We start from the raw sequence: 14643 nt of genomic DNA on the forward strand, positions 1-14643 counted from the left end.
GTCCGGAGCAGCCGAGCCCCCCCCCCCCCCGCCCCCCCCCCCCCCCCCCCCCCCCCCGGCCCCCCCGCCCCCCCCCCCCCCCCCCCCCCCGCGGGGAGGAGCCCACGGTCTCGTCGTCAGGTCCACCCCGACGTGCCGTCGCCACGCCGATCACCGTGACGAGTGAGGCGGCTGCGCCACCTGGCCATTCGGAACGGTGCGTGACTAGGCGATTGCGAAGCGGAGCCCTAGGCTCAGGTCGGTGCACGGCCCACCGGGGGCCCGCAGCCCCAGGAGGTCGACCATGGAGCCCGCTCGCCGCGCCGAGTTCACCGGCAACACCGCGCTCGCCCAGCCCGAGGTCCGGCCGGCGCCCGCCCCCGCCCCGAGCGCCGGCGTGGCGACCTGCAGCGACTGCGGCCACGGCCGGCAGGCGCACCAGCACTACCGCCGCGGCACCGACTGTGCGCTCTGCGACTGCGACCGGTACCGCCGCTCGCTCCTCGCCCGGCTCCTCGGCGCCCGCTGAGCACCGTCCGGCGGGCGGTCGGCTGACCGCCCCGCCGGCCAGGCGGCGCGAGCCGCCGTCGGCCCGGCACGCCGGGCGCCGTCAGCGCGGCGACCCCGGCACGCCGGGCACCGTCAGCGCGTCGACTCCCGCAGCGCGGCGTCCATGCGCGCCGCCAGCTCGGGCGTGTGCTCCCCACTGAGCAGGACGTGGTGGGAGCCGGGGATGGAGACGACCCGCAGGTCCGGCGCGACCCGGCGCCACACGTACAGCAGGTTCGCGATCACCGGCACCCGGAAGCGTGCGCGGAAGTACGTGACCGGCCCGGCGTACGGCTCGAGCCGGTAGGCGTTGAACACCCGGTAGGCGGCTGCGAACGTCTGCTTCTCCTCGTCCAGGGGCGTCACCGTGCGGCCGAAGCGCCGGCGCAGCACCCCCAGCACCGTGTCCTCGACCATGCCGGGCACCAGGAGCGCTATCCACCACGCCACGGTCCGCAGGGCGCGGGAGAACCGGGACAGGTGGTCGAAGGGCGGCTCGGTGTCGAGCAGGCCGAGGAAGGTGACCGTCCGGCCGGCTGCGGTGAGCTGCCGCGCCATCTCGTAGGCGACCAGGCCCCCGAACGAGTAGCCGGCCAGCCGGACGTCCCCCTCGGGGACCGTCTCCTGGACGGTGGCCACCAGCGGGGTGGCGATCTCCTCGATGGTGATCCCCTCGGTCGCGGCGATCCGGGGATCGGACGTCAGGCCGTAGACCGAGGCCGAGGTCTGCAGCGCGTCCACCAGGGTGCGGTAGATGTCGACGTCCCCGAGATAGCCGTGCACGAGGACGAGCGGGGTGACGTCCGGATCGCCGCGGCGCAGCACCTCGCACCGGGAGTGGGCCGTGGCCCCGGTGGTGACGGCCTTGGTCACACCGCGCACGGACGGGTCGACCAGGAAGTCCTCCAGGAGCACCGGGCGGTGCAGTTCCATCCGCAGGCGCCGCATCAGCGTCATCGCCTGGCGCGAGGTGCCACCGGCGTCGGAGAAGTGGACGTCGTCGGCCACCGGGCCGCCGAGCACCTCGGCGAACACCCGCGCCACGACGGCGTGGACGTCGTCGTCCCCGTCCGGGACGGCTGCGGCGGTCGCGGCCTCCTCGGCACGCCGGGCCGCCGCGCCGATCGACTCCAGGGACCGCGGGTTCTTCAGCGCCGACAGGTTGCGGACCGGCTGGCCCTGGAGCACGGCCCGCGCCGCGCTCTCCGACCGCTTGCCGTTGTGGGTCAGCGGGATCTCGTCGACCGCCAGGATCACCGACGGCACGTGCGCGGGTGACCCCTCCCGGCGCAGTCTCGCCCGGATGTGCCGGCTCAGCTCGTCGTCGAGCTCCGTGCCCTGCTGCAGCACGACGAGCAGCACCATGCGGCTGCTCCCCGGGGCGGCGGGGTCGTCGGTCTCGACGGCGATCGCGTCGGCGACGCCGGGCACCGCGCGGACGATCGTGTAGACCTCCGAGGGGCCGATGCGGATCCCGTTGACGTTGAGGACGCCGTCCGATCGACCGTGGAGCCGCGAGGAGCCGTCCCCGGCGATCTCGATGCGGTCGCCGTGGGTCCACGTGCCGGGGTGCTGTGTGAAGTACGCGGTCCGGAAGCGCTCCCCGTCGGGGTCCTGCAGGAAGCGGACCGGCCGCGACGGGAAGGGGTTGCGGCAGACCAGCTCGCCGACCTCGTCGAGGACCGGGCGCTCGTGGTCGTCCAGAGCGGCCACGTCCAGGCCCAGGCTGAGCGACTGGCAGCGACCCGGACGCACCGGGACCTCCGGGTGGCCGAGCACGAAGCAGCCGACGATGTCCGTACCGCCCGAGATCGACTGCAGCGGCACGGGGCCGACGTTCTCGGCGACCCAGGCGAACTGCCAGTCGTGCAGGACCGCCCCGGTGGACAGCACGGCACGGATGGCACTGACGTCGACGTCGGCCCGCGGGACGTAGCCCTCGTCCTGGCACAGCTGCAGGTAGGCGGGGCTGGTGCCGAGGACGGTCACCCCGTACCGCGCCGCCAGGCGCCAGAGCGTCTCCGGGCCGCTGATCGGGCCGTCGTAGAGGACGACGTGCGCGCCGACCGACAGGGCCGACAGCTGCCAGTTCCACATCATCCACGCCGTGGTGGTGTGGAAGTACAGGACGTCGGTCGGGCGGAGGTCGACGTGGAGGCGGTGCTCCTTGACGTGCTCGAGGAGCGAGCCCCCGATCCCGTGCACCATCGCCTTCGGCGGTCCGGTGGTACCCGAGGAGAAGAGGACCCAGAGCGGGTCGTCGAAGGCCATCCGCGGCCAGTCCGGCCCGGGGTCGTCGGCCGGCACCGCCGACACGAGGTCGGTCAGGCGGCTCACGGGGAGCCCGGCCGCCTCGGGCAGCGGCCCGTCGTCGAGCAGGACCACCCGGCGGGTCGCCGGCAGCGCCGACACGACCTCCCGCAGCACCTCGTCGGCGGGCCTCTCACCGCCACCGAGGCTCGAGCGGTCGACCAGCAGCGTGGTGGCGCCGACCTGGCCGAACCGCCCGAGCAGGCTGCTGACGCCCATGTCGGGGGTGGCGGTCGACAGTGCGGCCCCGAGACCCGCCACGGCGAGCCCGGCGACGACGATCCGCGCGTTGTTGGCGGAGATCGCGGCCACCGTGTCCCCGGCGCGCACACCGGCGTCGGCCAGGGCGCGCGAGGTCCGGCGGACCAGCGCGCGCAGGTCCGACCGCGAGAGCTGTTCGGACGAGCCGTCCCCGTGCACGGAGGTGAGCGCCGGCGACGCGTCGTCGACGCCGGCGAGCGGGCGCAGCAGGTTCTCGGCGTAGTTCAGCCGGACGTCCGGGAAGAAGCGGGCGGTCCACACGTCGTCCGACGTGCTCACCGTGTCCGCGGACCCCTCCCAGGCCAGGTCCGCCCAGTCGAGGAAGGTGCGCCAGAAGCCCCGGTACGAGGCCACCGACCACTGGTGCAGCGCCGTGGCGGTGGGGAGCCGGCGGCCGGCCACGGACTCGCAGCGGGTCCTGAAGTCCGCGACCTGGCGCACCGGTGCCGGCGCGCGCACCTCGTCCGGTGCGGTGCCGAGCTCCGTCATCTCCTACCTCCTGGCGTCAGGGCCACAGGGCTGATCACGTCCGGGTCCAGCGGGACACTCGTCGCCAGGCTGGCGACGTAGCCGGGTCGGACCGGCACCGGGGAGACGTGCAGGCCACCGACCTGCCCGCGGTCGGCGACCGGCGTCGCGAGGTCAACGGGCGACCGCCGGATGCCGGTTCCCCTCGCCTTGGCCACGGCCTCCTTCTGCGTCCACGCGCGCGTGACGGCCTCCGGCCGGTCCTCGTCCCGGAGCGCACGGAGCCGGACCCGTTCGGTCTCGGCCAACCAGTCCTCGTCCGCGGCGTCGCGGACCTCCTCGGAGCGGTGGCGCTGCACGTCCACGCCCACCAGACCGCGGCGCGCCACGGCGACCAGGGCGAGGTCCTCGCTGGCGGAGCAGGAGAAGCGCAGGGGGTCACCGGGCAGGAAGGGCCGGCCGTCGTCGGACCGCAGCGGGACGCCGGCCGGTCCCGTGCCGAGCAGGTCGCCCAGCACCCGTCGCAGGCAGGCCCGGACCAGGACACGTCGCCTCCGCACGGCGGCCGTGCCGCGCTCGGCCCGCGCCCGCTCGACGTCGTCGAGGCACCCGGCCTCCGCCGCGACGTCCCACCGGGGATCGGCGAGGTCGATCACGCGCAGGACGACGGGTGCGGGGCCGGAGGCGACGTCGGGGCGGGCGGACGCACCGCGGACCAACCGAATGACCATCACGCTCCGTGTGTGGCGTCGTCCACCCACCGTCAGGGGACGTCAAGCTAGTGGCCGGCCCGACCACTGCCAAGGGGACGGTCCGGCCGCTGACCACCGATCATGGGCTCCCGACGAGCCGCGGTGCCCGCGCGGGACGCGCACTCACCCCGATGGATGACCCCGGGGACGCGCCTCTGGGCGGCGCGAGGACGACGGAACACGATCGGAGGACCGAGGTACGACCTGACGGCGCCGGCCGCTACCGTCGTCGAGTCCAGACACGCAGAAGGAACGGTGTACATGTCTGCCCCTGCGTCCGGTTCACCCGTGACCGGCCCAGCCCGCCGCACAGGCAGCGTGGCCCCCGTCTTCGAGGCGGTGGTGGCCCAGCGGGGCACTGCGACCGCGCTGTCCGGACCCGACTCGAGCATGAGCTTCGCGGAGCTCGGTTCCCGTGCGCGGGCCGCCGCCCACCGGATCCGCTCGCTCCTGCCGTCGGGCGCTGCGCCGGATGCGCCGGTGGCGGTCCTCGCGACCCCGACCCCGGAGCTCGTGGTCGCCATGTTCGGTGTGGTGCTCACCGGTAGGCCGCTGGTCGTCCTGGACCCGCAGCTGCCGACGGGGCGTCTCCAGCAGATCCAGGAGATGGCCGGAGCGGCGCTCGCCGTGGCCGAGGGCCGGCTCGCGGCGCGTGCCGCGGAGGTCGGGACCTTCCCGGCCCTGACCGACCTGGACGCCCTCATCGCTCTGCCGGGCCCGGAGGACGCCGCGGCGGCCGACGGGGAGCCGGCCGTGGAGCCGGGGCCCGACAGCCCGGCGACCATCGTCTTCACCTCCGGGTCGACCGGCCGGCCGAAGGGGGTCGTCCACGGCCAGGCGTTCGTCGTCGCGGAGGCCGCCACCACCGGCCGGCTCATGGGCCTGACGGCGGGGGAGCGGCTCGGGCTCGTCCTGCCGCCGTCCTTCGCCCTCGGTGAGCACGCCGTCTTCGGCGCCCTGCTCAACGGGGCGAGCCTGCACGTCTACGACCCCCGGGACCGTGGCATGCGGGGCCTCCCCGCCTTCCTGCGGCAGCAGGGGGTCACGGTCCTGTCGATGACGCCGTCCCTCCTGCGTGCGCTGACCGGTGCGCTGTCGCCGGGACAACGCCTGGACGACCTCCGGCTGGTGGTCACCGCGGGCGAGGCGCTGCACGGGCGCGACGTGCGGGCGGCCCGCGAGCGCCTCGGCGCGATCACCATCGCGAACCACCTCGGCTCCTCCGAGACGGGGCAGCTGACGTTCGGGCCCCTCCTGCCCACCGACCCGGTGGGCGACGGCCCGGTCCCCGCGGGACACGTGGTCGAGGGGAAGGAGATCCAGGTCCTCGGCGAGGACGGTCGTGCGGTCCCGCGCGGCGAGGTCGGCACGCTGCTCGTCCTCGGTCCCCACCTGGGGGGATACCTGGCCGGTGGCGCGGACGGCCCGTTCGGCCGCGCCGAGGACGGCCGGGCCACGTTCCGCACGGGCGACCGGGGCCGTTACGACGAGCGCGGCGTCCTGCACCAGCTGGGCCGCACCGACGACGCGGTGAAGGTCAACGGCTACCTCGTCGAGCCCTCCGAGGTCGAGGCGGCGCTGCGCGGTCTGACCGGGGTGGCGGACGCGGCCGTCGTCGCGGTGAAGAACGACACCGGCACCGGACTCGTCGGCTACGTCGCGCCCAACAGCGACCGGCGCACCCCCTCGCCGGCGCAGCTGCGTCGCGACCTCGTCGCGCTGCTGCCGAGTTGGATGGTCCCCGCCGAGCTGGTGCTGCTGGACGAGATGCCGCGCAACGAGCGCGGCAAGGTCGACCGCGCGGCGCTCCCCGCTCCCGCCCGGCACGATCCCGAGCCGCCCCAGGGGCACTGGGAGAAGGTCGTGGCCGGGCTGTTCGAGTCCGTCCTGCACCGCTCCGGCGTCGGCCGGGACGAGACCTTCACCGCCCTGGGCGGTGACTCGCTGAGCGTCGAGGAGATGCTGACCCGCCTCGGCGAGGAGCACGGTGTCGTGCTGACCTCGGGGGACGTGGCCGAGAACGCGACGGTGCGCCAGCTGGCGGCGGTCGTGTCCCGGTCCCGGGCGGGTGCCGACGGCGGCGCGCGGGCCGGGACCCGGCGCCGGCACGCCAGCGTCGTGGCGCTGCGGCAGACGGGCTCACGCCCGCCGGTGGTGTGCTTCGCGGGCGCCGGGGCCGGAGGCCAGGCCTTCCTGCCCCTGACCGAGGCCCTCGGCGAGGACCAGCCCGTGTACGCCTTCCAGCCGCACGGCTTCGAGGAGTGGGGGCTGCCCGACTACTCGATCGGCATGGCGGCGCGCCGGCACCTCCGCCGACTGCGGGAGATCCAGCCGCACGGGCCGTACCGGCTGGTCGGGCACTCCATGGGGGGGCTCGTCGCCCTGCAGGTCGCGCGGCGCCTGGCCGCCGCGGGCGAGGAGGTCGCCTCGGTGACCCTCATCGACACCGTCCTGCCGCAGCGGCTGGTCGAGCAGGCCTGGTCCCCGGAGGCGACGGCGAACGGGGAGCACCCCGCGGTGGCCCCCCTGCCCGGGGACGACAAGTACGGCGCGCCGAAGACGACGCGTGAGCTGTGGCGGCGCCGTGTCCTGGCGCTCGCGGCCGGGGCACTGCCCCCGTCGGGCGCACGCATGGAGGGCATGCTGGAACTCGGTGTCCGGGTGTCGCTCCTGCACCGCCCGCAGCCGTGGGACGGCCGCGTCGACGTCTACGTCAGCCACCTCAACGAGGCGAGTCTCGTCGTCTGGCGGCAGCTGCTGGTCGGGGACGTCCGGATGACCACCCTGTCCGGCGAGCACAACTCGCTCCTGCGGTCGCCGTTCGTGGAGCAGATCGCGCAGGGCTTCACCACGGCTCCCTGACCGCGCCCCTCATCCCGGGGCCGATCCGCCGGACGGTGTCCACACGGACACCGTCCGGCGTCGTCTTGCCCGCCGTGACGGACGGCCGGTCCATGATCGCGGTCACGTCGCGGCGATCTCACAGGTGTGTCACAGTTTCACTGGGCAACATCCCCGCCGTGGTCGGAGCGGACGCGTGGGGGAGTGCTCGCGCAGCGACAGAGCGGTCATCGCCGATCACCGCACGCGGGACGTCCCCGTCCCGCGCGTGACGCCGGCCCCGTTCGGGTCCGGGAGGTCGCAGGAGCCCTGCACCTCCCCGGACGCCGAGCTCTGAGCACTGCGGAGGACGCCCGTGCCGAACCTGCCATCCCCGTCGGCCTGCGAGTCGGTGGTCGCCGTGGCGCACCCGGCGGAGGAGCGCCCCGCCGAGCCGACGGTCTCGGTGGTCATCGCCTGCTACACCGAGGCGCGGTGGGCGGGGATCACCGCCGCCGTCCGGTCGGCGCTCGAGCAGGACCGGCGCCCGCTCGAGGTCGTCGTCGCCGTCGACCACGCCCCCGCACTGCTGGACCGGGTCCGACGCGCGTTCCCCGAGGTCCGCGTCGTCCCCAACACCACCTCGCGCGGCGCCTCCGGCACCCGGAACGCCGGGGCGAGAGCCGCACGGGGCGACGTCGTCGCCTTCCTGGACGACGACACGCGCGCGGCACGCACCTGGCTGACCAACCTCGTCCGCGGGCTGGAGGAGACCCCCGGGGCCGTCGGCGTCGGGGGGCGGGTCGAGGCGGACTGGCCCGGGGGCGTCGTACCCCGCTGGTTCCCGCCGGAGTTCCTCTGGGTCGTGGGCGCGTCCTACGAGGGGATGCCGACCGGGCGCAGCGAGGTGCGCAACGTGTGGAGCGAGAGCATGGCCGTCTGGCGTGAGGACTTCGCCCGGGTCGGGGGCTTCCGCGACGGCTTCGGGAAGCTGGGGGCCGCCTCCAGCCCGGAGGACACGGAGTTCTGCATCCGCGCGGCCGCCGTGACCGGCCGGTCCTGGCTGTACGTCCCGGAGGCCGAGATCGTCCACGACGTCCCCGCCGCCCGGGCGAGCTGGAGCCACTTCGTCCGCCGGTGCCACTCGGAGGGGCGCGGCAAGGCCGCGATGGCCGCCCTGGACCAGGGGAGCGCGCTCGGGGAGGAGCGTGGTCACGTGCTGGGGGCCATCCCCCGCGGCGTGTGGCGTGACCTGCGCCGGTTCCTCCGCGGGGACGGGTGGGGTCTGGCCCGTGCCGTCACGGCCGGGGTGGGCCTGCTGGCCGCTGCCTCGGGGTACGCCGTCGGCCGGACCGGCGCGGTCCGGGCCGGCGCCTGACGACGGCGGCGCCGGTGACCGCCCCCGGGGGGTGGTCACCGGCGCCCGGTCCCGGGTCAGGCCGGCGCGTAGATCGTGACCCAGTCGACCTGCATGGTCGTCGTCCGCGGGTTGCCCACGCCGCAGCCGAAGGCGCCGCCACCGCCCTGGCAGCCGCCCGGCTGGGTCTGGATCGCCAGGTGCATCGGCTCGTTCGGCACGCCCTGGTGGACCGTCGTCGCCCACGGCCGGCCGTCGAGGGTGTAGACGAGGCGGCCGGGGGACCACTCGACGCCCATGGTGTGCCACTGCGTCAGGTCGACGGCGACCCGCTCACCGACCATCGCGTCGTCCCCGCCGTGGTGCAGCGTCGCCGTCGTGCCGCTGCGGTTGCCGCCGGCGTCCTCGGCGAAGTCGATCTCCGGCGGCCAGTTCGGGCCGTCCGGCCAGAGCAGGGCGGCGTACTTGATCTCGTCGCCGGCGTCGATGCGGAACCGCATCTCCCACTTGCCGTAGGTCTGACCGATCCGGCTGGCCAGACCGCCGCTGACCCACTGGCCGTTCAGCAGCTCGTTGCGCAGCTGGAGGAAGCCGCCGCTCACCTGGACCTGGGAGGGTGACCAGGTCCCGTACGGGGAACCACCGGGCTGGCCGGAGTAGGTGCGCCACTGCGGGCCCAGCGTCGAGCCGTCGAAGCCGTCGGAGAAGACCTGCCGCCACCCGGTGACGTCACCCGTGGGAGCCGGGGTGCTCGCCCCGCTCGTCGTCGTCGACGCCGGCGGCACGGCGGCCGGCTGGGGCGCGGTGGGGGACGGGGGCGTGGCCTGCGGCACCGGGGTGGAGGCGGTGGCGGACGGCGTGGGCGCGGTGGCCGGCGGCGGTACGGCGGCCGGCGGAGGCACGGCGGCCGGAGTGGTCGGCGGCGTGGTCGGCGTGACCGCCGGCGCAGGGGGGCCGGACCGCCGGGTGTCGCGGGGGACCTCGTTCCGGAGCCGGCGCTGCGAGGTGTCGCCGTGGCCCCAGGAGTTCCACCAGGAGGCGGCCTCGGCCAGCGGACCGGCGGCCGCAGCGTCCTCCGGCGCCTCCAGGGACAGGGCGACGAGGCTGCTGGCGGCCGTGAAGGCGGCCGTCAGGGCGATGAGGCGGATGGCGAGGCGCCTCCTCACGTCGCGCGGTCGGCCGGATGCACGGTGTGACGACATGGCTCTGAGTAAATATGTCGACACGGTGCGATGTGAAGAGTGCACAGGCGATGGGGACCGGTTCGTCTCTCCCAGGCCCCCTGCGCACCACTGGTCACACGCGCCCCGTCGCCCGAGGCCGGCCACGACGACCACCCGGGCCCGCCCGTCCTCCGATCCGGTTGCGTCCACCACATCCGCTGATCTCGCCTGTCCGGGCCCGTATCCTGGACTGACCATGCCGTCGCACGCTCGAGCCGCCGGGTCGCACGCCCGGACCGGCCGGCCCCGCCACGCCCTCCGCAGCCGGATGGGTGGCTGGCTCGCCGCCACCACCGTGCTGGGTCTCCTGGCGTCCTGCAGCACGGACGGCACGGAGGCTCCGGCGCCCGGCCTGAACGACGGGGTGCCCCCCGCGTCGACCGCGGCCGAACGTCTCGGCTGGCAGCAGTTCGACGGCGACGAGTTCGACGGCGCGCAGCTGGACCTCACCGACTGGCGGCTCTACGGGAGCCTGGGCGCCAACGGCATCGGGGTCCGCAGCCCGGATGCGGTCTCGCTCCGCCAGGGCTCACTGGTGATCACCGCCTGGCAGCAGTACTCCGGTGGCCTCGCATGGCACGGCGAGCCGGCCACCACCTACGGCAGGTGGGAGTTCCGGGCCAGGGTCGAGGAGGGCACGGGTTACGCGCCGGCCATCCTCCTGTGGCCGGACTCGGACAACTGGCCGATCGACGGCGAGATCGACGTGATGGAGATCGTCGCGGGCGACCGGGGGGTCAACCACACGACCGTCCACTACGGCGCCGACGACCAGCGGATCGACAGCACGGTGACCGGCGACTTCACCCAGTGGCACAACTACGCGGTCGACTGGCAGCCGGACAGCATCACCGTCTACATCGACGGCGAGCAGGTCTTCCGGACCACGGAGCCGGCCGCCATCCCGCACGGCCCGATGCACCTGGCGATCCAGCTCGACGTGGGACCTCAGGGCACGTGGATCCCCGCTCCGGACGCGACGACCCCGGAGACGGTGAGCCTCTACGTGGACTGGGTCCGGATGTACCGCTGACTCCCGGGGAGGCCGTGCCGGGTGGGCCGGGTGCGGCCGGGCGTCCCTGCGGGCGGCAGCGCGCCCGTCGCGTCGCGGGCCTGGCCGGTGCCCTCGCCGGGCTGTCGGCGGGCATCGGCCTCGCCGCGCACCACCACCTCTCCGGCAGCAGTCTCCTGGTCGCGTTGAGCGCCTTCTCCGCCCACCTCCTGGCCCTCGCCCCCGTGTCCACCGCACTGCTGGTCGCCGGCCGGCGGTGGATCGGAGCCGGCGTGGCCGCCGCACTGACCGTCGCCGCCGTCGCCGCCGTGGCCCCCACGTACGCGGGCGACCCGGTGGAGGTGCCCGGCGGGCAGCCGCTGACGCTGCTGACGGCGAACGTGAGGCTGGGCGAGGCCGACGCGGAGGGCCTGGTGGCCGTCGTGGAGCGCTCCGGCGCGGACGTCGTGTCCCTCCAGGAGCTGACCCCGTCGCTGCGCCGGGAGCTCGAGGCGGCGGGCCTCGACGAGCTCCTGCCGCACAGCGTCGTCCTGGCCGCCCCCGGCGCGGACGGGATCGGGCTGTGGAGCCGTTCCCCGCTGACCGACGAGACACGCCACGACGAGCTGACCTTCCCCGCGGTGTCGGCCCGGGTCGGCCTGGCCGACGGACAGCCGGGCCCCACCGTGCTCGGGGTCCACGCAGCCGGCCCGTGGCCGCAGGCGGCCGACGACTGGGTCCGCGACCTGGCCAAGCTCCCTGCCCTGCTGCAGCGGCTCGGCCAGGAGGCCGACGAGCACGACTCCGCCGTCCTCGTCGGTGGCGACTTCAACGCGACGTGGGGCAACGCCCAGTTCCGCGGGTTGCTGCAGGACGGGTACCGGGACGCGGCGGAGCAGCTCGGTGCCCGGTGGACGGCGACCTTCCCGGCCGGCGCGGCGATCCCCCCGGTCATCGGCATCGACCACGTCCTGGTGCGCGGCGCCGGTGCACGGGACCTGCGCACGGTGACCGTCCCCGGTTCCGACCACCGGGGGCTGCTGACCACCGTCACCCTCCCCGCGGGGTGACCCGCGCGGCGGCGAGGCCGGCCCGACCGGAGCCGCCGGCGGGCGCGGTCCCGGCTGCGCGACGGTCCTCAGACCTCCGACGCGGCCTCGGGCCGCCGGTAGCCCGGGTCGTCCACGCGGACCAGCTCGGCGGGGACGCCGAGGACGACGCCCCACTCGGGGACGTCCCGCAGGACCAGGGACAGCGCGCCGACCCGCGCGTGCGAGCCGACGTGCACGGCGCCGACGACGACGCACCCGGCCCCGAACTCCACGTCGTCCCCGGCGCTGGCGACGCCCTTCTCCGAGCCGTCCCGCCGGACCACGTTCCCGATCGTGACGTGCTGCCGGAGCACGCAGTCGGCGCCCAGGCGCACCCCCGGGTTGAGCACGATGCCGTGCGGGTGGAAGACGCGCAGCCGGGGTCCCACCTCGAGTCCGGGCGGGAGCTCGACGCCCACGAACAGGGAGGTGAACAGCGAGTAGCCGAAGGCCAGGGCCCTCCCGGGGAGACCCCACCGCCGCACCGCCCACTGCGCGGTGCGGAACGCCACGAGCAGCAGTTGCGAGTCCGGGTACCCGGCGTTGACCTTCCAGTCCTGCGTCGCCCAGCGGAGGAACCCCCCGCCGGGGACGGCGTCGCTCACGGCTGGACGCCGTCGAAGCGGACGATCAACGCGTCGTCGTTCTCGTAGACGGTGGTCCACCCCGGCGCGCCCGTGACGGCCTCCTCGAGCCGCTGGAAGGAACCGTCGGTCACCAGGCCGTAGTACTCGGCGTACTCGATCATGCTGCGGGTGACGACCAGGTACGGCCGCTCGCCCTGGGTCGCCATGAACTCCTCGACCGCGGGCAGCCCGCCCTCGTCGAGCTGCTCCCCGCCCAGGCCGGCGAACGTGAGGAGGTCCGGGTCGCCGCCGGAGGACGGCACCCCGAAGGCGTTGTAGTCGGCCGTGAGGCGCCCGGGCCCGTTCTGGGCCCCGATGACCAGCGTGCGGCCCGGTTCGCCGTTGTCGTAGATCCACTCCATGGCCTCCACCTCGTCCTCCGAGAAGGTCGACCAGGCCAGCGTGCCGTGCAGCCCCTGGATGCTGGCCAGCGAGACGGCGACCAGGACGACGGCCAGCGCCGGGACGACGACGCGCCTCCACCGGATGCGCACCACCGCCTGGGCGATCAGGAAGGCGGTGAAGGGCAGGGAGAACAGGTAGACGCGGTAGATGGCCTCGCCGCCGTAGCTCTGCCCGAGCAGGATGAGGAACGGCGCGAACGCCAGGGCGGCGGGCACGAGCACCCGGCCGGGCCTGCGCCAGGACGCGAGCACGGCGACGGCGCCGGCGAGCCAGACGCCGAGCGCGAGCGCGGAGGCGACCGTGCTCGTGAACACCTGGCCGGCGCTCCCGGTCGTCGTCGTCACGACGCCGCCGGCGTTCTCCCAGAACCGCAGGCTGTCGAGCAGGCCGTAGGCGCTGTTGATGAAGTCGAAGCGCGGGAGCAGGTAGGCGACGGCGATGAGCAGGCACCCGAGCACCGTCCAGCGGGGCCGGACCGTCCCCAGCACCGTGAGGAGCACGAAGGCCACGACCAGCATGTACGGCGACAGCTGGTGGGCGATGGTGACGGCGGTGAAGAGCCCGTACAGGAGGGCCAGGGCGACCCAGCGGCTCCTCCGCGACACCGGTGGCACCGGTTCCGCACCCCGCACCGACCAGGCCTTGAGCCGCCGCAGCCGCGACGGCCCGCGGCGCCACTCCGTCGGGGTCCGGCGCAGCCAGGTGAGCACCACCAGCACGCAGCCCAGGCTCAGGTGGAAGGCGTACGCCTGCGGCGACAGGTAGGCGGTACCCACCCACAGTCCCGCGTGGAAGAGGAAGACCGTCAGGAACGCCACCCGGCGGTCCTCGGACAGGGTCCGGGCGATGGCGAAGACGGGCAGGCACACCAGCAGGCTGGAGGCGAACGGGGCCCACGTCGCCAGGGTCAGCGTGCTGACGCCGGTGAGCTCGCCGAGGGCGGCCACCGCCGTGAAGAGCGCCGGCCACTGCTGGTAGATGTCACGGGGGTCGGTGATGCCGTTGCCCTCGCGGAACCACTCGACGACGCCGAGGTGCTTGTACGTCCAGGCGTACTCGGGGTTGGTGTAGAGGATCGGCACCGTCGCGTCGACGACCGCCACGAGACCGACCACCCCGGCGACCAGCACCCAGGTGCGCCGCTGGTCGAAGAGCTCCACGACGAACCCGGCGCACACCAGCGCCAGGCCGACGTGGAACAGCGGACCGACCAGGGCCAGCAGGCCGTAGTCGGAGCGCGTCGCGGTGTCGACCTGCGTGAGGCTCACCGCCCACGCGGCCAGGCCGGCGAGGACCACCAGGGGCGCCAGTGCCCGGCGGAGGAGCGACGGCCGGTCCCGGTGGGGGCCGCTCTCGTCGGGGACGCCGGGGAGGGCGTCGGGCGTGCCGGCGTCGGCGAAGGCGCGGGTCACCGGCCGGCCCCCCGCACCCGGAGCAGCGCGACCGCGCAGGACACGACGGTGCCGGCGGCGAGGACCAGCAGGAGGGTGGTCGGTGACCACACGTCGAGCCAGGCCGTGACCGCGGAGGCGATGCCCCAGACCGCCAGCGAGACCACGTCGGTCAGCGCCCACGACGTCGACTGCCGGGAGGTCGGCACGTGGGCCAGGACGGCCGCGCCGGGACCCGCGCAGACGAAGGCGAGCACGGTCACGAGGCGGACCGCCTGCGGGGCGTCCACGGCGACCGCCAGGGCCGAGGCCACGGACGTGCCGATGCCGGCCCAGGCGACGAGCGTCCGGGTCCGGGCGCCGGTGCGCTCGCCGGTCCGGAGGGACACGTCCGGCACTCCCGTCGGTGCACTGGTGGAA

Annotated in this window: 11 protein-coding genes; 5 read left to right on the forward strand and 6 right to left on the reverse strand. The window is 75.0% G+C overall.

Features of this window, described 5'->3' with window-relative positions:
- Nucleotides 1–283: 283 nt before the first annotated feature.
- Nucleotides 284–508, forward strand: a complete 225-nt coding sequence (locus ACI8AB_RS17145) for a hypothetical protein (protein WP_387988482.1) — start codon at nucleotides 284–286, stop codon at nucleotides 506–508.
- Between the two features lie 113 nt (nucleotides 509–621).
- Here ACI8AB_RS17145 and ACI8AB_RS17150 read toward each other — a convergent pair whose 3' ends face one another.
- The gene (locus tag ACI8AB_RS17150; protein ID WP_456951108.1) at nucleotides 622–3588 is read right to left on the reverse strand and encodes an acetoacetate--CoA ligase; all 2967 of its coding nucleotides are present in this window, start codon (nucleotides 3586–3588) and stop codon (nucleotides 622–624) included.
- On the reverse strand, nucleotides 3585–4298 hold the full coding sequence (locus ACI8AB_RS17155; RefSeq protein ID WP_456951109.1) for a 4'-phosphopantetheinyl transferase family protein: 714 nt from the start codon (nucleotides 4296–4298) through the stop codon (nucleotides 3585–3587). The genes ACI8AB_RS17150 and ACI8AB_RS17155 overlap by 4 nt, the downstream gene beginning before the upstream one ends.
- Nucleotides 4299–4607: 309 nt before the next feature.
- On the opposite strand from ACI8AB_RS17155, the gene ACI8AB_RS17160 reads away from it, so the two are divergent.
- Together ACI8AB_RS17160 and ACI8AB_RS17165 are read left to right on the forward strand one after the other, a co-directional pair.
- On the forward strand, nucleotides 4608–7181 hold the full coding sequence (locus ACI8AB_RS17160) for an alpha/beta fold hydrolase (protein ID WP_456951110.1): 2574 nt from the start codon (nucleotides 4608–4610) through the stop codon (nucleotides 7179–7181).
- A gap of 334 nt (nucleotides 7182–7515) precedes the next feature.
- Nucleotides 7516–8517: a glycosyltransferase gene (locus ACI8AB_RS17165; protein ID WP_456951111.1), complete on the forward strand. Its 1002-nt coding sequence runs from the start codon at nucleotides 7516–7518 to the stop codon at nucleotides 8515–8517.
- A gap of 56 nt (nucleotides 8518–8573) precedes the next feature.
- Here the strand turns inward: ACI8AB_RS17165 and ACI8AB_RS17170 are convergent, their stop codons facing one another.
- A complete protein-coding gene (locus ACI8AB_RS17170; protein WP_456951112.1) occupies nucleotides 8574–9662 on the reverse strand; it encodes a glycoside hydrolase family 16 protein in 1089 nt (362 codons plus the stop codon).
- Nucleotides 9663–10083: 421 nt separating this feature from the next.
- Between ACI8AB_RS17170 and ACI8AB_RS17175 the strand changes: the two genes are divergently transcribed.
- The gene (locus ACI8AB_RS17175; RefSeq protein WP_456901607.1) at nucleotides 10084–10752 is read left to right on the forward strand and encodes a glycoside hydrolase family 16 protein; all 669 of its coding nucleotides are present in this window, start codon (nucleotides 10084–10086) and stop codon (nucleotides 10750–10752) included.
- 14 nt (nucleotides 10753–10766) lie between these two features.
- Entirely contained in the window at nucleotides 10767–11780 is a 1014-nt protein-coding gene (locus ACI8AB_RS17180; RefSeq protein ID WP_456951113.1) for an endonuclease/exonuclease/phosphatase family protein, read from the forward strand.
- A gap of 68 nt (nucleotides 11781–11848) precedes the next feature.
- Here ACI8AB_RS17180 and ACI8AB_RS17185 read toward each other — a convergent pair whose 3' ends face one another.
- From ACI8AB_RS17185 to ACI8AB_RS17195, 3 genes are read right to left on the reverse strand one after another with little or no spacing between them, the layout of a single operon-like run.
- A complete protein-coding gene (locus ACI8AB_RS17185) occupies nucleotides 11849–12406 on the reverse strand; it encodes a serine acetyltransferase (protein ID WP_456951114.1) in 558 nt (185 codons plus the stop codon).
- Nucleotides 12403–14244 carry a hypothetical protein gene (locus tag ACI8AB_RS17190; RefSeq protein ID WP_456951115.1) on the reverse strand — a complete coding sequence of 614 codons (1842 nt, stop codon included), beginning with the start codon at nucleotides 14242–14244 and terminating at the stop codon, nucleotides 12403–12405. The genes ACI8AB_RS17185 and ACI8AB_RS17190 overlap by 4 nt, the downstream gene beginning before the upstream one ends.
- Nucleotides 14241–14612 carry a hypothetical protein gene (locus tag ACI8AB_RS17195; RefSeq protein WP_456951116.1) on the reverse strand — a complete coding sequence of 124 codons (372 nt, stop codon included), beginning with the start codon at nucleotides 14610–14612 and terminating at the stop codon, nucleotides 14241–14243. Before ACI8AB_RS17195 ends, ACI8AB_RS17190 begins: the two co-directional genes overlap by 4 nt.
- Nucleotides 14613–14643: the final 31 nt, after the last annotated feature.

The organism is Geodermatophilus sp. SYSU D00698, assembly GCF_054050335.1.